General features: G+C 67.2%; 18 protein-coding genes. 8 read left to right on the forward strand and 10 right to left on the reverse strand.

What is annotated here, in order from left to right; all coding sequences use genetic code 11:
• Positions 1-88: 88 nt before the first annotated feature.
• Positions 89-337 (reverse strand): hypothetical protein, encoded by a 249-nt coding sequence (locus IM689_RS13695; RefSeq protein ID WP_187036550.1) that lies wholly within the window; start codon positions 335-337, stop codon positions 89-91.
• 189 nt (positions 338-526) lie between these two features.
• On the opposite strand from IM689_RS13695, the gene IM689_RS13700 reads away from it, so the two are divergent.
• Positions 527-1,198: an exonuclease domain-containing protein gene (locus tag IM689_RS13700; RefSeq protein ID WP_193644419.1), complete on the forward strand. Its 672-nt coding sequence runs from the start codon at positions 527-529 to the stop codon at positions 1,196-1,198.
• A 65-nt stretch (positions 1,199-1,263) separates the two neighbouring features.
• Entirely contained in the window at positions 1,264-1,968 is a 705-nt protein-coding gene (locus IM689_RS13705; RefSeq protein WP_129666310.1) for an NUDIX hydrolase, read from the forward strand.
• 21 nt (positions 1,969-1,989) lie between these two features.
• Here the strand turns inward: IM689_RS13705 and IM689_RS13710 are convergent, their stop codons facing one another.
• The gene (locus IM689_RS13710) at positions 1,990-2,661 is read right to left on the reverse strand and encodes a class I SAM-dependent methyltransferase (protein WP_193644420.1); all 672 of its coding nucleotides are present in this window, start codon (positions 2,659-2,661) and stop codon (positions 1,990-1,992) included.
• 227 nt (positions 2,662-2,888) lie between these two features.
• Here IM689_RS13710 and IM689_RS13715 point away from each other — a divergent pair, with 227 nt between their 5' ends.
• Together IM689_RS13715 and IM689_RS13720 are read left to right on the forward strand one after the other, a co-directional pair.
• Positions 2,889-4,205 (forward strand): glutaminase, encoded by a 1,317-nt coding sequence (locus IM689_RS13715; protein WP_193644421.1) that lies wholly within the window; start codon positions 2,889-2,891, stop codon positions 4,203-4,205.
• Between the two features lie 8 nt (positions 4,206-4,213).
• The gene (locus IM689_RS13720) at positions 4,214-4,753 is read left to right on the forward strand and encodes a GNAT family N-acetyltransferase (protein ID WP_193644422.1); all 540 of its coding nucleotides are present in this window, start codon (positions 4,214-4,216) and stop codon (positions 4,751-4,753) included.
• Positions 4,754-4,761: 8 nt separating this feature from the next.
• Here the strand turns inward: IM689_RS13720 and IM689_RS13725 are convergent, their stop codons facing one another.
• Positions 4,762-6,246: a hypothetical protein gene (locus IM689_RS13725; protein WP_193644423.1), complete on the reverse strand. Its 1,485-nt coding sequence runs from the start codon at positions 6,244-6,246 to the stop codon at positions 4,762-4,764.
• Between the two features lie 138 nt (positions 6,247-6,384).
• On the opposite strand from IM689_RS13725, the gene IM689_RS13730 reads away from it, so the two are divergent.
• Complete coding sequence (locus IM689_RS13730) at positions 6,385-7,005, forward strand: hypothetical protein (protein WP_193644424.1); 621 nt, start codon at positions 6,385-6,387, stop codon at positions 7,003-7,005.
• 9 nt (positions 7,006-7,014) lie between these two features.
• Here IM689_RS13730 and IM689_RS13735 read toward each other — a convergent pair whose 3' ends face one another.
• The 3 genes from IM689_RS13735 to IM689_RS13745 are packed head-to-tail and all read right to left on the reverse strand — an operon-like array spanning position 7,015 to position 10,111.
• A complete protein-coding gene (locus IM689_RS13735) occupies positions 7,015-7,761 on the reverse strand; it encodes a DNA alkylation repair protein (RefSeq protein ID WP_193644425.1) in 747 nt (248 codons plus the stop codon).
• A 47-nt stretch (positions 7,762-7,808) separates the two neighbouring features.
• Positions 7,809-8,609, reverse strand: a complete 801-nt coding sequence (locus IM689_RS13740; protein ID WP_227484873.1) for an SDR family oxidoreductase — start codon at positions 8,607-8,609, stop codon at positions 7,809-7,811.
• A complete protein-coding gene (locus IM689_RS13745) occupies positions 8,606-10,111 on the reverse strand; it encodes a flavin-containing monooxygenase (RefSeq protein ID WP_193644426.1) in 1,506 nt (501 codons plus the stop codon). The genes IM689_RS13740 and IM689_RS13745 overlap by 4 nt, the downstream gene beginning before the upstream one ends.
• 184 nt (positions 10,112-10,295) lie before the next feature.
• Here IM689_RS13745 and IM689_RS13750 point away from each other — a divergent pair, with 184 nt between their 5' ends.
• The 3 genes from IM689_RS13750 to IM689_RS13760 all read left to right on the forward strand — a co-directional run bounded on the left by IM689_RS13750 (position 10,296) and on the right by IM689_RS13760 (position 13,178).
• Positions 10,296-11,651 (forward strand): FAD-dependent oxidoreductase, encoded by a 1,356-nt coding sequence (locus IM689_RS13750; RefSeq protein WP_193644427.1) that lies wholly within the window; start codon positions 10,296-10,298, stop codon positions 11,649-11,651.
• Positions 11,652-11,743: 92 nt separating this feature from the next.
• Positions 11,744-11,935, forward strand: a complete 192-nt coding sequence (locus tag IM689_RS13755) for a hypothetical protein (RefSeq protein ID WP_193644428.1) — start codon at positions 11,744-11,746, stop codon at positions 11,933-11,935.
• 202 nt (positions 11,936-12,137) lie between these two features.
• On the forward strand, positions 12,138-13,178 hold the full coding sequence (locus tag IM689_RS13760) for a glutathione S-transferase family protein (RefSeq protein WP_193644429.1): 1,041 nt from the start codon (positions 12,138-12,140) through the stop codon (positions 13,176-13,178).
• A 459-nt stretch (positions 13,179-13,637) separates the two neighbouring features.
• On the opposite strand, the gene IM689_RS13765 is transcribed toward IM689_RS13760, so the two are convergent.
• The 4 genes from IM689_RS13765 to IM689_RS13780 all read right to left on the reverse strand — a co-directional run bounded on the left by IM689_RS13765 (position 13,638) and on the right by IM689_RS13780 (position 17,251).
• Positions 13,638-14,102 (reverse strand): class F sortase, encoded by a 465-nt coding sequence (locus IM689_RS13765; protein ID WP_193644430.1) that lies wholly within the window; start codon positions 14,100-14,102, stop codon positions 13,638-13,640.
• A 198-nt stretch (positions 14,103-14,300) separates the two neighbouring features.
• Positions 14,301-15,107, reverse strand: coding sequence for a hypothetical protein (locus tag IM689_RS13770; RefSeq protein ID WP_193644431.1), 807 nt, complete (start codon positions 15,105-15,107; stop codon positions 14,301-14,303).
• An 861-nt stretch (positions 15,108-15,968) separates the two neighbouring features.
• Positions 15,969-16,685, reverse strand: a complete 717-nt coding sequence (locus IM689_RS13775) for an anti-sigma factor (RefSeq protein WP_193644443.1) — start codon at positions 16,683-16,685, stop codon at positions 15,969-15,971.
• Positions 16,682-17,251, reverse strand: coding sequence for a sigma-70 family RNA polymerase sigma factor (locus tag IM689_RS13780; protein WP_193644432.1), 570 nt, complete (start codon positions 17,249-17,251; stop codon positions 16,682-16,684). The genes IM689_RS13775 and IM689_RS13780 overlap by 4 nt, the downstream gene beginning before the upstream one ends.
• Positions 17,252-18,266 lie beyond the last annotated feature (1,015 nt).

An 18,266-nucleotide genomic window follows, 5' to 3' on the forward strand; every position in this document is an offset into this window, starting at 1 on the left:
GCGAGAACCGTTCGCCGAGATGATTCCCCGTGGGCGCTGTTGGTAGCGCCGATGGGGAATCGTTGTATCGGGAGCTTTCGCTGCACGCTCAGGAGCGGGAAACAGGCGTGTCGGAGGCGCCGTCCGCGGATTCCTCCGGTTCGTCGTCCTTCGTGAACGCGGTCGCGAGCAGCCACGCGGACGAGAGGAGGCACACCCAGGCGAGACCCCAGCAGATCATGCCGCCGACGCCAGTGGTCAGCGCCTCGGGAAGGAGGCGATTCCGGGCACCGAACCACACGAGGGGTGGCACGAGAAGAAGGACGGCGAGGACGCCGTGCAGCACGCGCTTCGTCACGATAGCCCCTCTCGACAGCTTCTCTGTCATCAAACCCTCGCACTTTCGGAGAGCGCAGACGGCGAATTCGACCGTCGGATCCACGGGATTCCGGGGTTGTCGGCCCCCTCTCCTAGTCTGGTTTCAACGCCGCACGACGACGGCGTCGCAGGCCGTGCGGCCTGTTCCCAGCAGTGAGAAGAGCCCCTCATGTCCGCGCCGAGCGCCCCCACGCCGTCCCTGCGGCGCGGTTTCGCCGTCGTGGACGTCGAGACGAGCGGCCTCGACCCGACGAAGCACCGCGTCATCGAGGTGGCCGTCACGCAGCTGAGCCCGGCAGGCGTCGTCGAGAGCGAGTGGAGCACGCTCGTCAGGGCGCGGGGCGGCACCGGGCCGGTGCACATCCACGGCCTCACCGATCACGACCTGCGTGACGCGCCCACCTTCGCCGAGGTCGCCGACACCCTGCGCGGCCTGCTCGAGGGGCGCATCCTCGTCGCGCACAACGCGGTGTTCGACTGGACGTTTCTCGCCCACGAGGCCGCCCGCGCCCACACGTCACTGCCGGTCGAGGAGCGCCTGTGCACCGTGACACTCGCCCGTCAGCTCGGCATCCCGAGCCGCAACCTGCGCCTCGGCACGCTCGCCGAGCACTGGGGCATTCCCGTGACGCAGGCCCACCGTGCGGCCGACGACGTCCACGTCCTCGTCGACGTGCTGCGCCAGTGCCTCGACGAGGCCGGTCGCCAGCGCTCACCACTGCCGCTCGAACGGTGCCTGCCGGCCGCTCGCTGGTGGCGCCTCGCGGGTGTCGCCCACCGGTGGAAACGCCGCGCTCGAGGCGCGAGACGCGCCACCACACGCGCCTTGCGCCGCCGCTGAACACCGCGTGAAATCTGCAGCCTCCCGGGCGGGTGTGCATTTATCGCTCTGACTAGAATTGGGGCATGCCGGATTCCTCGCGTGAAGTCGCGTACGTCGCCGCGGACATGGTCGTCCTCACCCTTCGTCAGGGTGTGCTGCACGTCGTGCTCGTCCGGCGGGCCGCCACGACCGAGCACGGCAAGTGGGCTCTGCCCGGTGGCTTCATGAAGCGCGGCGAATCGGCCGAAGAAACGGCGTACCGCGAACTGCGCGAAGAGGTCGGCATCAAGCGCAGCGAGGTCGTCCTCGAGCAGCTCAAGACGTACTCGCTCCCGAGCCGCGACCCCCGCCCGCACCGCGTCATCAGCGTCGCGTGGGTGGTGCTCGGCGCCCATCTGCCCGAGGTGCACGCCGCCACCGACGCCCTCGAGGCGCAGTGGGTTCCGGTCGAGGAAGCGCTCGAGATGCCGCTTGGCTTCGACCACGCCGAGATCCTCGCCGACGGCATCGAACGCGCTCGCTCCAAGCTCGAATACACCCGCCTCGCAACGGCATTCCTCGACGGCGAGTTCTCGATGTCGGAGCTGCGCGGCGTCTACGAGGCCGTCTGGGGCGGCACCCTCGAGCCCGCCAACTTCCACCGCAAGGTGTTGAGCGTCGACGGTTTCGTCGAGGCCACCGGCGAGAGCCGCAGTGGGCGCGGACGTCCGGCGAAGCTCTACCGCGCCGGCAGCGCCCGCACCATCTACCCGCCGCTCACCCGCGCGTCGGTGCGTGGGGATCGCTGAGCGCAGCCGTCAGAATCGGCGTCACTCCTGCGCGTCGACCCCGCCGGACTCCGCACTGCGGCGCGCGATGACGACGACGTCCGCGTGGTGATGCGCGCCGCGGCCCTCCGTCACATGGCGCTCAGCGGTGTAGCGCTCGACCTCCCAGCCGTGCGGCAATGCAGCGACGATGTCGTCGGGCGCGACATAGTCGTCCGGATCGAAGCCGCGTTCGAGAGCGGCCGCGCGGTCGATCCCGTCATGCGCGACGACGAGGAGCACGCCTCCGGGTGCCACGAGCGGGGGAAGCGAGAGCTCGATCGCCTTTTCTTCGGTCTTACGAAGAGCGGGGTAGAAAGCGCTCACAAGGTTGAAGAGACCCGGTGCGAGGCCCGCTTCGAGCAGGCCGGAGTGAACCCACTCGATGTTGCCGGCGACCTTCTCTCCCCTGGCTTCCGCCGCGTGACGCCCACGAGCGAGAGCGCCCTCGGCGACGTCGAGCGCCGTCACCCGCCAGCCGCGCTCGGCGAGCCACACGGCGTCGCCGCCCTCGCCGCAGCCCACGTCGAGCGCGCGCCCGACGGGAAGATCGGCAAGCTTGCCCTCCATCGCGGCGACGAGCGCAACGTTCGCGTTGCCGCTCCAGACCTGCTCCTCGCCGTAGATCTCGTCCCAGTTCTGGTCGTCGGCGCCGTGAGTGTGCGTGGTGTTCATAGCTCCATCCTCACTCAATCGCCGTCTCTGACCACATCTGCGGTCACCCCTAGAAACCCCTAGCAAAGGTGAGCATGTAGGTCAGCCCAGCTGACGCAGTCCGGTGCGCTTGGCGCAGTTCGAGCTGGATCAAACTGCGTCGGCCGCGCCGAACTGCGCCAACCGTCAACAGTCCGGGCGGCCCGAACGATTCGGCAGGCAACTTCCCGCCCCATAGGCTGAAACCGATGAAATCGCCGATTCTCGACTACCTCAACGAACTGCTCGACACCTGCGCTCCGGACGCGTCGGCCAAGAATGCCGACTACATCCCGGAGCTCGCGCGCGTCAGCCCGGACATCTTCGCCATCGCGTTCGCGACGATCGACGGCAAGATCTACGCCGCCGGCGACGACAGGTTCGAGTTCACGATCCAATCGATCAGCAAGCCGTTCATCTACGCCATGGCGATCGAGCAGCGGGGCCTCGACGAGGTCATGGAACGCATCGGCGTGGAGCCCTCCGGTGAAGCGTTCAACGAGCTCTCGCTCGAGGCGGGCAGCAAGCGTCCGCTCAACCCGATGATCAACGCGGGCGCCATCACGGCCCACTCCCTCATCGGCGAGCCCGACGACTCGAAGGAGACCCGGGTCGCGCGCGTCCTCAAGGGGCTTTCGGCGTTTGCCGGCCACGACCTACGCATCGACACCGAGGTCGCGGAGTCCGAGTGGAGCGCCGCTCACCGCAACATGGCCATCGGTCACATGCTGCGCAGCTACGACATCCTGCCCGAGGACCCGGACGTCATCGTGCGCGGTTACGTCGAGCAGTGCGCCGTCGTCGTGACGACGCGCGACCTGGCCATCATGGCGACGACGCTCGCAGGCGGCGGCCTTCACCCGGTGACGGGCGAGCAGGTCGTCAGCCAGCGCACAGCCCGCCACGTCATGTCGGTGATGCTCTCGTGCGGCATGTACGACGCCGCAGGCGACTGGCTCACCGCCGTCGGCATCCCGGCGAAGAGCGGTGTCGGCGGCGGCATCCTCGGCGCGCTGCCGGGGCAGGTCGGGCTCGCGACATTCTCGCCGCCGCTCGACCCGCACGGCACCTCGGCGCGCGGCGTCGACGTGTTCGAGCGCCTGAGCGAGGACATGGACATGCACCTCATGGACGTCCCGCCGCCGGCACGCTCGGTCGTGCGCCGCTCGGAGGTCGTCGAACTCCTCGACGGCGTCGAAGCCCACGTCTACGATCTGCAGGGCGACATCCGCTTCGCGGGTGCCGAGCGCGTCGTCCGGCTCGTCGTCGACGAGCCGCCGGAGCCGGAGATCGTCGTGTTCGACCTCGTCGACGTTCACGCGCTCGACGACCCGGCGATCCGTATGCTCTGGGAGTCGGTGCGTCGTCTGGATTCCGAGGGCCACGACGTGTGGTTCGCCGGTTTCGACGACGCCGAGCTGACGCGCGGGCGCCTCGACACCGACGGCTACAACGTCGGACGCGGTGTCCACGTCGGCATGGCGGACGACCTCGACGACGTCGCCGCTCAGATTCGCGCTCGGTAGACCGGCGCATGGGCGAATACCTCGGCGACCGCGAGCTGACCTTCGGTCTGCGGGCCCGCGAAGCGTCGGACCTTCCGGTGCTGGCCGACACCCTCGCCAGGCAACAAGCGTCGAGCCGGTACCCGTTCCGGTGGCCGCTTCCCATGCCAGATGTCGACTTCGTCGCACGCAGCAGCGATGAGAACGCGTGGGTCGCTCACGAGGGCCCGCGCCTCCTCGGCCACGTCGCGGTCGGCATCGTGAGCGAGGACGACTTCGGTGAGATCTTCCGGGACGGGCTGGGGATCGAGGTAGATCGATTGCGCTCTGTCACAACCTTGTTCACCAGCATTGAGGCCCGTAGCCTCGGTGTCGGACGTGCGTTGCTGGCCCACGCGGAGGCCGACATCGTCGATCGTGGCCTCGTCCCGGTGCTCGATGTCCTCCCCGTTCACGCCGCTGCTTCCGCGATGTACGCGCGGCGCGGTTGGCGCACCGTGGCCACCGGGCGCCCGGAGTGGCTGCCCGACGGTGTCGCGGACGTGCACTACCTGGCGCTCTTGAGGTAGTCACGGCATCAGGGGCGGCTCGGCCACTCCCACGGAATGATGAGCTCGATCGGCTTCGTCTCGTGCAGGACGATGACGACGCGCTTGGGCGGTGCGTTCTTCGACGAGCGCATGTCGTCGTCCTCGTCGTTGGGCCAAGGGCGAACCATGTAGGTGTCATACCCCCGATGGGCCAGTTCGAGCATCAGAGCGGGCGAATCACCGAACGCCGACTGGACGCCACCGCCGAGCACCTCGATCGGCGGCGTCCCCATGACACGTCGATCGATGAGCTTCACCGCCTCGTCGACCGTGGCGCGCGACGTGTCGGAATTGCCGAGTTGTTCCGCCGTGCCCGGCGACGCGAACGCGGCGCTCGGTGCGGTGAGAAGGCCCGCGACGAGCGCAGCGACGGCGCCCGCCCCCAGCAGTGCTCGCGCGTTCACCCGAGGCCACCACCGCGTCCTGAGGCCCACGACCGGCCAGACGAACGCCCCGACCATGAAGTAGGGCGCAGCCCACGCCATCGACGCGTAGGGCGCACGCGCCGAACCTCCGAGGACATACGCGGCGCCCACTCCGAGGCCGATGAGGACGGCGACACATCGCGCTGCAGCGGCCCTGCTGGGGCGCCCGCGGCGCATCGTCCACCACGCGACCAGAGCAACGACACCGACGGCCGCGACCGCCTCCAGAATCCTCACCACCGGGAAGGTGCCGCCTGCGAGGGCGGACAGTTCCTCCAGGTTGTTCGGCGAGTAGAGGAACAGCTCTGCGATGGACGGGGCCCAGCACACGAGCCCGACCACAATCGCGAGGATGCCCGGTCGCTGCCAGATCGCCTCTTCGTCGTACGCGCTCCCCTCGCCCGGCAGCGGCCACATCGTGCCGCGGCGTCGCCACCATCGCAGGAGGCCCAAGCCGGCCAGCCCGAGCATGAGGGGAGCCATGACGGGGACGTAGTAGAGGTTCGCCTGCAGCACGAAGCTCGCGGTGCCGATGAACCACGGCAGGGCGCGTGCGCCTCCGCGCACGAGTCGCCACGCGGTGATGAGCACGGCGACAAGGCCGAGTGTGGGCGGGTAGGGATTCCAGGGGAGGACGAGGACGGCGCGCATCGACAGTTCGACACCGACAACGCAGAACACGGCCAGGGCTACACCCGGCCACTTCGCCACGTGCCACGCCTGGCGTACCGAAATCGCGATGAACGTTGCCGCCATCGCCGCGCATCCGACGAGGAGACCGATCGGTTGCCAGCCGAAGGCCGCGTAGAAGGGAGCCATCAGGTAGAACTGCATCGGCCCGAGGTGGTGGGCAGCCGAGGCCTCGACGGTGTTCGCACTGGTCGAGCGCATGCCCATGACGGGCGGGTGCCCGCTGAAGACGTCCTGCGTCTTGAACGCGATGATTGCCTGGTCTCCCTGCGGGATCCACCCTTCCCCGTTCCAGCGGAGCACCCACACGAGCAGGGGCAACGCGAGGATCGCGGCCAGAATCCACAGCGCAGTCATGGATTGACGGGGCGCGGGGCGGGACGGCACGGATGAAAAGTACCCCCCCGGCCCATGCGGGTGTGAAAACCGACAAACCATCTTCGGTCGTTCACGAACGGCGCCACTACTGTGGACGCGATCAATGGAAGGTTTCACGTGGAACACATCGCGCCCGAAGGGTCGATCGCCGCGCAGATCGACGACCTGCGTCCTGCCGCCCGACGTCGCTATTGGCTTCGTCAGGTGCTCAATGCCGCGGTGCTGCCCGGTTTCGCCGCCGTCCTTGTGCTCACGCAGACCTTCGACCTGACGTTCTTCGTCGTCGCCTGCGTCATCGGCGCCCTCAATTTCTTCATGGCGATGAGCCAACGTCGACCGATCCTCGGTGGGCATCGTGACGGCCTCGTCCCGCTCGTGCTCGGGCTCGACTTCGGTCGCCGTCGCATCGTCCGCCGGGCCGTGCGCACCGCCAACCCGAGCGCCGACCCAGTGCTCCAGTACGTCGAACTCACCGAGGCGCGACGCCTCGCCCTGCAGTACAAGACGAGCGTGTGGGCGCTCGGCGTCTCCCTCGTCGTCCTGCTCATCCTTGCGGCCGTGCACTTCGCGGACGGAAGCAACGCCACGGTGTTCGTGCTCGCGACCTTGGCGGTCTTCGCAGTTGTCGCAGGAACGTGGAGCATGCTCAGCTCACGGGGCGCCCAGCGCTACCTCGAGCGTCTCGGCTACGACCCCCAGAGCCTGCTGCCGCGCGACGAACCCTCGTCGGCCCGCTGAGCGACAGCGTCACGTGCTGCGTCGCGCCATGAAGTCTTGGCGTGACGCGGCGTCGTGCTTCTCGAGCGCGGAGCGCAGGGCCGTGCGGGGCATCGTCGCGGCGTGACGCTCGAGGAACACGTCGAGCATCTCCCGGTCGCGCAAGCCCGCCTCGCGCAGCATCCACCCCACCGCCTTGTGCATGAGGTCGTGCTCGTCGTCGACGAGAAGCTCGGCGAGCCTGAAGGTCTGGCGCAACTCCCCCGCACGGATCATGCCGAGCGTCGTCACCATCGCGAATCGCCTGCGCCACAGCGACGGTGACGCGGCGAGATCGTCGAGCACCCGATCCTGCTCGGCCTCCGCCTTGTCGAGCAGCCACCGCCCGAGCGTGTGCGGGGCGACGGTGTCGACAAGGTCCCAGTTGTCGAGGTTCTTGATCCGCGCGAGCACCAGCTCGACGACCTTGTCACGTTTTTCTGGCGGAGTCTTGGCCGGTTTGTAGAGCTCCACGACAAGGACAGCGCCGAGCAGCCGAGCCTCGTGGATCGAGTGCTGGAGCAGCGCGTCGAGGTCGTCCAATTCGACGCTGCGTCGCACGTCCCTGGCGAGCGCCCGGACCTGCGGCACCCGCACACCGACGAACTCGTCACCCTCGGCGTACCCGCCCGGAAACGCCTGCAGATAGAGAGCTTTCGCCACCGCGTCATCGGAGTCGCCGAGGCTGCGCAGCCGCTCGACGAGTTCGTCCGCCAGGGCGGTCATGGGTGCGCTCATGAGCGCAGGCTACTCAGGCATGCGCCGCCCTGCTGAGAGACAAGGCGTCAGCGTCGCGCCAGGTACCCGTTGATGTGGCGCTGGATCCAGGACGGGCTCACGGCCGTCGCGAGCATCGACACCGTCGTGTTCGCACCGACCGGCCGGTGGATCGAGCGGACGGCGTCGAACATCCGCGGGCGATTGACGGCCTTCCACACAGCCGCCGCAACGTCGTCCGGTCCGAGCCGCACGCCCATGCGGTTCACGGTGCCGATGTCCATGTTCTCGGTCATCGCGGTCGCGACGAACAGCGGCCAGATGGCCTGGACGCGGATGCCGTCACGTGACCACTCGAGGTCGAGCGCTTCACTCAACCCGCGCACACCGAACTTCGTCGCGGAGTACCCGGCGAGCTCGGCCTGACCGTAGAGCGCCGACGCCGACGCGAGGTTGACGACCTGGGGCGAATTGCCGCGGCGTAGATACGGATACGCCGTGTGGCAGCCCGTCATCACGCCCTTGAGGTTGACGTCGACCGCAGCCAAGTGCGCACCGAGCGGCACGTCGACGAAGTAACCCGGCGAGACGATGCCGGCGTTGTTGACGAGCAGGTCGAGCCCGCCGTCGCCGCAGAAATCACCGAGCACGCGCTGCCAGCCTGCGGGGTCGACGACGTCGAGTTCGTAGGCGACGACGTTCGCACCGAGTTCGCTCGCGAGCGCCTCGACGGCGGCGAGGTCGATGTCACAGGCGGCCACTCGCCATCCGGCCGTGTCGAACCGGCGGGTGATCGACCGGCCGATGCCGGCGCCCGCACCGGTGACGAGCATCGTCTTCGGCCCAGACGACGAGCGTCCCAGCTTCATCGCGCACTGGCCTCGACGCCGTCGGAGGTCGGCGTCGCTGCCACCGGCTCACCACGGCGCGAGTACCGCATGTCCGTCGTGACGGGCGGGTTCTTCATCTCGCGGGCTTCGGCGAGGTAGTCCTGGCGCATCGTCCACGGCGGAGTCTTCGCCTTGCGCGGCATGAGCGCCGCGCCGCGCTGAAGGTAGCCGGATTCCATCTCGAGCAGGGGCGCCCGTTCGAGACCGGGGGGCGCAACAGGCGTCGCGATGTCTGATCCGGTGGTGCGCATGTGCTCGACGACGCGCGCGATGAACCGGTTGGACAGATCGCTGCGCAGCCCCCACGACGCGTTGATGTAGCCCACGCACATGCCGACGTTCGGCACACCTTCGAGCATGCAGCCGCGGTAGGCGAGGCGCTCGGAGAGGTCGACCTTGTCGCCGTCGACGAACACCTCGGCGCCGCCGAGCATCTCGAGGGAGAGGCCGGTGGCCGTCACGATGAGGTCGGCGTCGATGAACGTGCCCGACGTGGTGCGGATGCCACCGGCCTCGACACGTTCGATCGTGTCGGTGACGACGTGGGCGCCGTCCTTCTTGAGCACCTTGAACAGGTCGGCGTCGGGCACGAGGCACAGACGCTGATCCCACGGGTTGTACGGCGCGGTGAAGTTCTCCATGTGGCTCGTGCCGGCGCTCATGCGCACGCCGGCGCGCAGTGCTCGGGTGGTGAGTTTCGGGGCGCGACGGGCGAACTGGTAGGAGCCCCACTGGAGGAAGACGTTCTTGTTGCGCAGGATCGCGTGACGACGCTCGTCGCTCACTCGTCCGCGCAGGAGGCGGTTGAGAGGGTCGCGGCCGGGCTGGCCGAGCACGAAGCTCGGGGTGCGTTGCAGCATCGTCACGTCGGCGCCGGCGTCTGCGAGCGCCGGCACAAGGGTGATGGCGGTGGCACCCGATCCGATGACGGTGATGCGCTTGCCCGTGACGTCGAGATCGGCCGGCCAGAACTGGGGGTGGATGACCGTGCCACCGAAGTCGTCGATACCCGGGATGTCGGCCTTGTACGGCTCGTCGTAGGAGTAGTAGCCGCTGCAGGCGTAGACGAAGCGGGTACGCACCTCCTGCTCGCCGTCGGCGGTGCGGACGGTGAGCGTCCACAGGGCGTCCTCGCTCGACCAGTCGCCGCGCACGACCTCGTGCTCGTAGCGGATGTGCTCGTCGATGCCGTACTTCGTGGCGGTGTGCTTGATGTAGTCGAGGATGTCGCTGCCCGCGGCGATGGCGCGCTCGTGCTGCCACGGTTCGAAGGGGTAGGCGAGCGTGTACATGTCGGAGTCGGAACGGATGCCGGGGTAACGGAACAGATCCCAGGTGCCGCCGAGCGAGGGGCGACGTTCGAGGATCGCGTACTTGAGGTCGGGCATGCGCTCGGTGAGGCGGTAACCCGCGCCGATTCCGGAGAGGCCGGCGCCGATGACGACGACGTCGAGCACCTCGGGGGTGGTTTCGTTGGTCATGGCGTTTCCTTCCGTCCGACGTGACCCACGCCACGCTACCGACCGGTTCGGACTCGTCGGTGGAGTTTGAGCGAACTCACGGACGTTCGTCCTGAACCGGTGCACGACGCGAGATATCCGACGTCGATGGCTCGTTCCGGCCAATGACGGCAGAACATCAGCGCGCCAGGTGAAGGAGCACTCAGTGGACGTCGACCTTCTGGTCATCGGTTGGGGCAAGGCGGGCAAGACGCTCGCCGGGCGGTACGCGGCGGCCGGGCACTCGGTGGCGCTCGTGGAGCGCTCCCCCAAGATGTACGGCGGCACCTGCATCAACATCGCGTGTGTTCCGACGAAGGACCTCGTCGTCTCGGCCGAGCAGCGCCGCGAGAGCGACGACCCGGCCGAGTACTTCGCGCAGTCCGTCGCGGGGCGTGACGCGCTGATCAGCAAGCTCAACGCGGCCAATCACAAGATGGTCGAGAAGCCGAACGTGACGCTCATCGACGGCACGGCGCGCTTCGTCAGGCCGCACGAGGTGAGCATCGACACCGCCGACGGCGAGGTCAACGTAACAGCGTCGAAGATCATCGTCGGCACGGGTGCCACGCCGGCCCGCCTGCCCATCCCAGGGGCTGACGGCGACCGCATCTATGACTCGACGACCATCCAGCACGTCGAGCCCTTCCCGAAGCGTCTCGTCGTCATCGGCGGAGGCTTCGTGGGTCTGGAGTTCGCGAACATGTTCGCCCACTTCGGCTCGGAGGTGACGGTTCTCGACGGCGGCGACACGTTCCTGCCCGCCGTCGACCGTGACGTCGCCGAGGCCGTCCTCGACGCGCTCAAGGCCGAGGGCATCCGCGTCGAGTCGGGCGTGAAGGTGGAGGAGTTCTCCGAGACCGCTGACGCCGTCGTCGCGCGTTCGAGCGCCGGTGAGTTCGAGGCGGACGCCGTGCTCGTCGCCGCGGGCCGCGCGCCTGCGACGAAGGAACTCGGCCTCGACGCGGTCGGCATCACGACGAACGAGCGCGGCTTCATCGAGGTCGACGACCAGCTCCAGACGTCCGTCGAGGGTGTCTACGCGGTGGGTGACGTCAACGGCGGCCCGCAGTTCACGTACATCTCGCTCGACGACAACCGGATCGTGTGGGACGCCATCGTCGGTGACGGCACGCGTCGTCGCAGCGACCGCGTCGCGGTGCCGAACTCGACGTTCATCACGCCCCCGCTGTCGATGGTGGGCATGAACGAGAAGCAGGTGCGCGAGAGCGGCCGCAAGGTTCTCGTGGCGTCGAAGCCGGTGGAGAAGATCGCGGCGATGCCGCGCCCGAAGATCGTCGGCGACACGCGTGGCCTGTTCAAGATCTTCGTCGACGACGACACCGAGGAGATCCTCGGCGCGACGGTGTTCAGCATCGACTCGCAGGAGCTCATCAACTTCGTGTCGCTCGCGATGCGCCTGGGCGCGAAGGTCTCGGACCTGCGCGACGGCATCTGGACGCACCCCTCGAGCACCGAGGGCTTCAACGAGGTGCTCGGGGAGCTCGAGCCGCTGACGTGAGCCGCGACTGAGGCTCCGACGCCGGTGCCGAGCACCTTCTCGTGGGAGGGCTACGTGTGGAGGGGCCCACGCATCGCCGGCACAGGAGACGGATGATGTTGTCTCGCAAGCCGCTCGGCACGATCGGTACGTGTGGCAACCTCAACGGCATCGCGTCGACGCCGGTGTGCCTCATCCGCCTGGAGAACGGCTCGAACCTCACCTTCAACGGCGACTACACGTCGCAGATCGACGAGGTTGGCGCCTTCACGACCGGCTGCCTGGCGAACGCCAAGACGCGCTGACGTCTGACCTTCGCCCGAAGGGCCGGCACTCCCTACTCAGTCAGTGCGGCCCTTCGTCGTCCGCACCCGTCCGAGCCGATACGGTGACGGAGAGAGACAGCGAAGCGCGTAAGGCGCGTCGCAGCTTCCCGACACCGTGCGACTTTCATCGACTCACGTTGACCTCGTCCTCGGATCCGATCGATCACAGAATGGAGCATCCATGTCCTACGTCGAGAATGGAAAGAGCTACGAGCGCGACACGCAGTACATCGAGGACAGGATCCTCGATGACGCTGACGCCGAGTGGCCGGTGGAGAGCGAACGGTATCGACTGGTCGCGGCGCGGGCGTGCCCGTGGGCGAACCGCGCCATCATCGTGCGGCGCCTGCTGGGTCTCGAGGACGCGATCTCGATGGGCCTCACCGGCCCCACGCATGATGCGGATTCGTGGACGTTCGATCTCGACCCGGGCGGCGTCGACCCCGTGCTCGGCATCCCCCGGCTCAAGGACGCCTACGAGAAGCGTTTCCCGGGCTACCCCAAGGGCATCACGGTGCCGGCGATGGTCGACGTGCCGAGCGGGCAGGTGGTGACGAACAACTTCCCGCAGATCACCGAGGACTTCAGCTCGCAGTGGACGCGCTTCCACCGTGAGGGCGCGCCGACGCTGTGGCCGCAGGAGCTGCGCGATGAGATGGACGCCGTCAACAAGCGGGTTTACACCGAGGTGAACAACGGTGTGTACCGGTGCGGTTTCGCCGGCACGCAGGAGGCTTACGACGCCGCCTACGAGCGTCTGTTCACGGCGCTGGAGTGGTTGGAGGAGCGCCTCGCGACGCAGCGTTACCTCGTAGGCGAGACGATCACCGAGGCCGACGTCCGTCTGTTCACGACGCTGGTCCGTTTCGACCCCGTCTACCACGGCCATTTCAAGTGCAACCTGCGCAAGCTCACCGAGATGCCGAACCTGTGGGCGTATGCGCGTGACCTGTTCGCGACGCCCGGTTTCGGCGACACGGTCGACTTCACGCAGATCAAGCAGCATTACTACGTCGTGCACTCGGACATCAATCCGACGGGCATCGTGCCTGACGGCCCCGACCTCAGCGTGTGGGCCGCACCGCACGGCCGCGAGCGCCTCGGTGGCCGTCCGTTCGGTGACGGCGCCCCTCCCGGCGCCGTCCGCGAGGGCGAGCGCGTGCCGGCGGCCGACAACCCTCACATCGGCGCCGACGGCCTCGTCACCTTCGGGAAGGTGTAGGGGTGCATCGCCCCTGGTTCGGTTAAGGCTGTCATTCAACGCGAGGATGGACAGTATGGCAGCACCACGGAAGTATCCGGCAGAGCGTCAGTAGCACTCAACGAGGCTCGCGATCGAGGCCCGGCAAGATCCCGAACGTCGACGCGGAGCCGTACGGCAGGTCGCTGAGCAACTCGGAGTGACCGTGCGTGGTTCATCCTCGATCGTCGGTTGCGCGCAGCGTGGCGCCTAGCCGCTTTATCCCCGAAGGGCTAAGGGTGGCGCCCGCAGCCAGTGGTGTGGGGCGAGTTTGGACTGGGCCACCCCCCGCACCGCCGGTCACTCCCCCACATTCCGAGCTGGCAGCTGCACAAGGAGCGGGCGCCGTTGAACGTACGACGGGCAGGGCCCGTAGGGCTGTCAACAAGGCCGAGGGGGTAGCCGTCACAACCAACGAGAAGACAGCGGGGGTGAGTTCCTCTAGTGGGCGTAGACGACGGTGTTGGAGTCGTAGTGGCCAGTGCGGGTGTCGAATGTTCCGCTGCATGTGATGAGGCGTAGTTCTGGGCCGGCGGTGTTGGCGTACACCTCGGTGGTAGGAAATGTGGTCTTGGAGTATTGGGCGGTTCGGTAAACAGTGAAGTCGTGGGTCTTTCCGGCGGTATCGCGTACGGAGACGCGGTCGCCTGCTTTGAGTGTGGCGAGTTCGTGGAAGGGCCCGTTGCCGTCGGGTGTGATGACGTGTCCTTCGATGACTGCGGGGCCGGGTTGACCCGGCCGAGGTGAGCCGTTGAACCAGGCCACGCGCTGTACGTCGGCTCCGCTCGGTACGGCCACGGCACCAGACGCATCGAGCCCTAAGCTCAGCAAATCTTCGGACAAGCCCAGTCGGGGAATCGAGACGTTGACGGGTTGTGCAACGTCGGCACTGCCGCGGGTGTTCACCGGGACTGACCTCGATGATGTGGGTGCCCCGGCGTGCGTGGCCGGGGCAGATGTGGCAGGGGGTGGTCTGTACTGATGTGAACGCCCCCACCACATGGCGCCGATGCCCAGGAGCACGAGCAGCCCGCACGCCACCACGGTGATGAGGTGGCGGCGGGCTGATCGTGGAGGGTATGTCATGGAAGCGAACTCAGACGCTCACTCGTTGTGTGCGCTGCGGTTGTGGCGTCGGCGCGCCAGGCCTGCACCCGCGAAGCCGACAGCGCCCGCCGCGACAAGACCAGCGCCGGTGGTGGTGGCCCAACCGGAGGTGGGGTTGTGCTGACCGATCCCGGTCTGCACACCACCGGAGGGCATCTGGTTCATCTGGCTCTTGGTCAGCACACCGCAGGTTGCCGGGTCGGTGGCTTCTTCGGGCAGGCTCGGGTCGAGGTCGGACTTGGCGGGCCCGTCGTACTTGCCGTTCTTGTTGTAGTCGATCCCGTGCTGCACGATGACGGCGCTGCCGTCCTTGACCGCTTGCAGCGACTTCGCATCCAGCGTGATGGTGCGTTCGTAGGTGTCATCACCTGCGGGGAACCGCTCGACGGCCAGAGCTGACTTCGCGCTCGTGTCACCGCTGGTCGTCAAAGACACCATGGGCATGCCGTAGTTCTTCATGGCGTCCTTGACCAGCAGATGGCCGTTGACGCCTGTGCCCGTGGCGTTCGGGCTCGGGCACGTCCCCGAGCCACCGACATGGATGTGCTGCGCATGCGGGGCGCCCGCAGCCAGCCCATGGCTGGTGATCTTCAGCTTGAGCTGATCACCATGCAAACTTCCCCAGACGGTGGACCAGGCGCCACTGTGGTTCAGCTCGGTCAGCTTCGCCTGGAACGTCCACGTGGGCGCGTTGTGCGCGGGCGTCGCCGCGCCGGCGGCTGCAGCACCTGCGAGGGGGGCGGCAGCGAGTGTCGTCGCGGCCAGCACGCCCGCGGTGGATGCGATCGTTCGCAAGGTCGTCATGATCAATTCCTTTCACCTGTGCCCGACCCGGCGGACAGGGGGCCGCCGTGAAGGTCGAACTGTGGAGTGTTCGGAGCCTGCCGCGTCCTGGATGGGGCATACCCAAAAAATTCTTAGGAAGGCCCCACCATCGACGGGCCCACACCCACGTCATCAACTCGTCCGGATGCGCAGGTCAAAGCGCTGCGGCGCCGGCGTTGACGCGCGCCGAGCGACCCCGCAGACACCAGGACCACCATCGCTGGCCCGCATGCCCGCACAGAATCTCCTGGCTACGGCGGCCGAGGTCTCGACTCGTGCGGCCCAGCCCTTGCGCTGACCAGAGCGCGGCCTCAGCAAAGCTCACTGGGGGCGGGCGCCGTCCGTCACATGTTTGTCGCCTCGACAGGCAGGCAGTGCGAGCTGGCCTCCGAACGGCGCGCCGAGGCTGAGACATTCGCACGATGCGCGCCGGGCCTCGACACCGCACTCACCACCCCCAAGGAACCTGCGCGAGTGGAGACGACGGTCGCCCGCTGCATTCGTCGGATCAGCATCTCTAGAGCGTGCACCGCTGGCGGTCCCACGACGAACAGATGGGTGCTCATGGACGTAAGGCGCAGCAAACTATCGGATAGTGGGCGTGCCGATCAGCACGTCACCATTGATCTCGGACGTCCTGAAGTCAGTCACGAGTAGGTGCCGGGGGTGACAAGGTCGACGGGCCCTTCATCCTTGAGGAGTACACGCCGAGCGTATGCGACAGCGAGGGTTGCCGAGGCCGACAGGAACTTTCGGCGAGCTGATTCGACACCCGGCACATGCCTCGGCGCACCCTTGGGTCAGCACGGTGAGTTCGGCTCCATCCACCTCACGATCGGTTTAGTTCAAGTGCACGGTGAACAAGGCCGGAGTGGAGGGTTGCGTCGGGCGCATCCCCGCCCTCTCCGTGGTGAAGGCCACAGCTCGCGCGGCGCTGACGTCGCCGTCGAGCATGATCGTCGCGGCTCCGCTCGTCGAAGGTAGCTGTCCCGCGTTCCGGAGCGCGCCGGAGCCGTCTGCTGACCAAGCCGTGTAGACACGCCCAGGCACCTGCGGTGGGGCTGGCACGAACCGCACCGCTGCCCGCCCGTTTCTTCGCGCCACGGTGACCACCGAACCACGGTAGATCGCCCGAGCGTGCTCCGCTTTGGGATCATCCAGGATCGCGGCGGCCGAAGGAGGCGAGGGCGATGAATGGGTGGCTTCCCACGTGCCGGCGCCTGCAGCCGCAAGCACGATTGCCGCGGCCGCCGCCAACACACCGCGCCGCCGTAGCAGGTGAGATGGGTGCCTATCAGCATCCGTCGCCTCCTCAACCAGCGCAATACTGCCGTTCTGCGGCGTCGATCGGGCCATCGCGAGAACTTGCTCTCGCAGCTGCGGTGGCGCGGGCACTGCCACCGTGCGACTCAGATCAGCGAGCACCTCGCGCATCGAGTCCCGCTGTTGGCGGCATGTGGAACAGGCACGCAGGTGCTTGTCGAAGCGCCGACGTTCCATCTCGTCCACCGCGTCAAGAACATACAGTTCGAGCATCGCATGCTCATCCGAACTCATGACCCTTCCTTCCCGGTAGGTTCCAGGCAGCGTTTCAAGGCACGGACGCCATCACGTAGACGTGACTTCACCGTGCCCAAAGCAGCCCCCAGCTCGTGTGCGATCTGCGTGTGAGTCAGCCCATCCCAGTACGCCATCTCGAGCGCGTGGCGCTGCAACTGAGTCAAGCTCTGCATGCACTCGCGTACCCGGAGCCGCTCGGCGCGGGCCACGGTCTCATCCTCGGGCCCGGGAACAATTGCGCGCTCAAGCTCTTGGGCGTAGGCGCCATCACGTGCGCGCGACGCCTCATTCGAACGCACCACGTCGACAGCGCGTCGGTGAGCGATAGCGAGCAGCCAGCCCCACCCGCTCGAGCGAGAACCGTCGAAGGAGGCTGCCTTGCGCCACACCTCGATAAAGACCTCTTGCGTTGTCTCTTGCGCCAACGCGGGATCGCGAAGCACACGCAACACCACACCGTAGACCCGCGAGATCGACAGGTCGTACAGCCTCTCCAAGCCTGCTGCCTCACCCCGTGCCACTGCCTCGAGCAACAACGAGATCGACGCGGCAGGGGCACTCATGCCATCCATTGTGGCGCCCCGTTCGACGAATGAATCACCTTCTTGTTCGAAGTGGCAGGCCGACTGGATGGGGCGGCATTGAGCCCGGTCTAGCGTGCGGGCCTGCTGGGACGACGGGCAGCGCGCTCAAGCCCCGACGTCTAGTTGGCGCAGCGTGAAGATGTCGGTTCCAAGCGCGACGGTTAGAACGTGCAACGTGGATGGCTGCGACGCTACCAACACGTGTCGGCTACCACCGGCCGACACTGGGGTTTGGAGAACACCCCCACTCGCGGCGAGTGCGCATGCACACCACCCACCCCAGATGCACGCCACGGCACGGAGCGGATGGTGCACGAAACCTTCGTTTGAGCTACAGCGGGCACGCTGTACCCGGAATCTTCGCACTTTGGGGGCATAGGCTCCCCAACATGGACCAGCTCAAGGCAACTCAGCGGGATCCGATTCGGGTGTGGCGCTGCGCGCCCATGACTCGACGGTTCTGCTCGGTGCTCATAGCTGCGGCTGTTGCGACGGCGCTTTGGCTGCTCGCGTTCCCCCCAGGTGACGCGACACGCATGGACATGCTTCCGCCTGTCGTGATGTGTGCGACGTGCGCCTTAGTCACATACAGATGCGGCATCAGTTCGCGGATAACCGCCACCGAAGCGGGCTTGATCGTGAGCAACCCGGTACTCAAGAAGCATGTGCCGTGGTCTGAGATTGGTCGAGTCGAGCCCGGCAAGGACGGTATTTGGATCACCCGACAAGACCGATGGCCTGTCACAGCTTGGGCCGTGCAGCAGGCACCCATCTCAGCAATTTTTCGACGCTCCACGCGGGCAGAGGTCGTGGTCGCGCAGATTGTCGACCTGGCGAGAGAACATGGATCGCCACTTGAAGAAGACGACTCCGTCACGTACCACGCCTCAACCACGGATTCCGTGTAGCGAAAACGGTGGCGGATTCAACCGGTCAACGCACCATTGATGGTGTTCAGGCTATCGGTGAAGGCGTCGTGGGATGAGGCCCAGCC

Origin of the sequence: Dermacoccus barathri, from assembly GCF_015070805.1 — a bacterium.
GTDB lineage: Bacteria > Actinomycetota > Actinomycetes > Actinomycetales > Dermatophilaceae > Dermacoccus > Dermacoccus abyssi.

What these genes read in the sequence shown, in the direction of transcription:
- IM689_RS13780 (WP_193644432.1), bottom strand. Translation starts at nt 17,251, where the DNA reads ATGAGTGCCCCTGCCGCGTCGATCTCGTTGTTGCTCGAGGCAGTGGCA.
- IM689_RS13745 (WP_193644426.1), bottom strand. Translation starts at nt 10,111, where the DNA reads ATGACCAACGAAACCACCCCCGAGGTGCTCGACGTCGTCGTCATCGGC.
- IM689_RS13740 (WP_227484873.1), bottom strand. Translation starts at nt 8,609, where the DNA reads ATGAAGCTGGGACGCTCGTCGTCTGGGCCGAAGACGATGCTCGTCACC.
- IM689_RS13775 (WP_193644443.1), bottom strand. Translation starts at nt 16,685, where the DNA reads ATGAGTTCGGATGAGCATGCGATGCTCGAACTGTATGTTCTTGACGCG.
- IM689_RS13710 (WP_193644420.1), bottom strand. Translation starts at nt 2,661, where the DNA reads ATGAACACCACGCACACTCACGGCGCCGACGACCAGAACTGGGACGAG.
- IM689_RS13715 (WP_193644421.1), top strand. Translation starts at nt 2,889, where the DNA reads ATGAAATCGCCGATTCTCGACTACCTCAACGAACTGCTCGACACCTGC.
- IM689_RS13770 (WP_193644431.1), bottom strand. Translation starts at nt 15,107, where the DNA reads ATGACGACCTTGCGAACGATCGCATCCACCGCGGGCGTGCTGGCCGCG.
- IM689_RS13755 (WP_193644428.1), top strand. Translation starts at nt 11,744, where the DNA reads ATGATGTTGTCTCGCAAGCCGCTCGGCACGATCGGTACGTGTGGCAAC.
- IM689_RS13720 (WP_193644422.1), top strand. Translation starts at nt 4,214, where the DNA reads ATGGGCGAATACCTCGGCGACCGCGAGCTGACCTTCGGTCTGCGGGCC.
- IM689_RS13725 (WP_193644423.1), bottom strand. Translation starts at nt 6,246, where the DNA reads ATGACTGCGCTGTGGATTCTGGCCGCGATCCTCGCGTTGCCCCTGCTC.
- IM689_RS13735 (WP_193644425.1), bottom strand. Translation starts at nt 7,761, where the DNA reads ATGAGCGCACCCATGACCGCCCTGGCGGACGAACTCGTCGAGCGGCTG.
- IM689_RS13760 (WP_193644429.1), top strand. Translation starts at nt 12,138, where the DNA reads ATGTCCTACGTCGAGAATGGAAAGAGCTACGAGCGCGACACGCAGTAC.
- IM689_RS13700 (WP_193644419.1), top strand. Translation starts at nt 527, where the DNA reads ATGTCCGCGCCGAGCGCCCCCACGCCGTCCCTGCGGCGCGGTTTCGCC.
- IM689_RS13705 (WP_129666310.1), top strand. Translation starts at nt 1,264, where the DNA reads ATGCCGGATTCCTCGCGTGAAGTCGCGTACGTCGCCGCGGACATGGTC.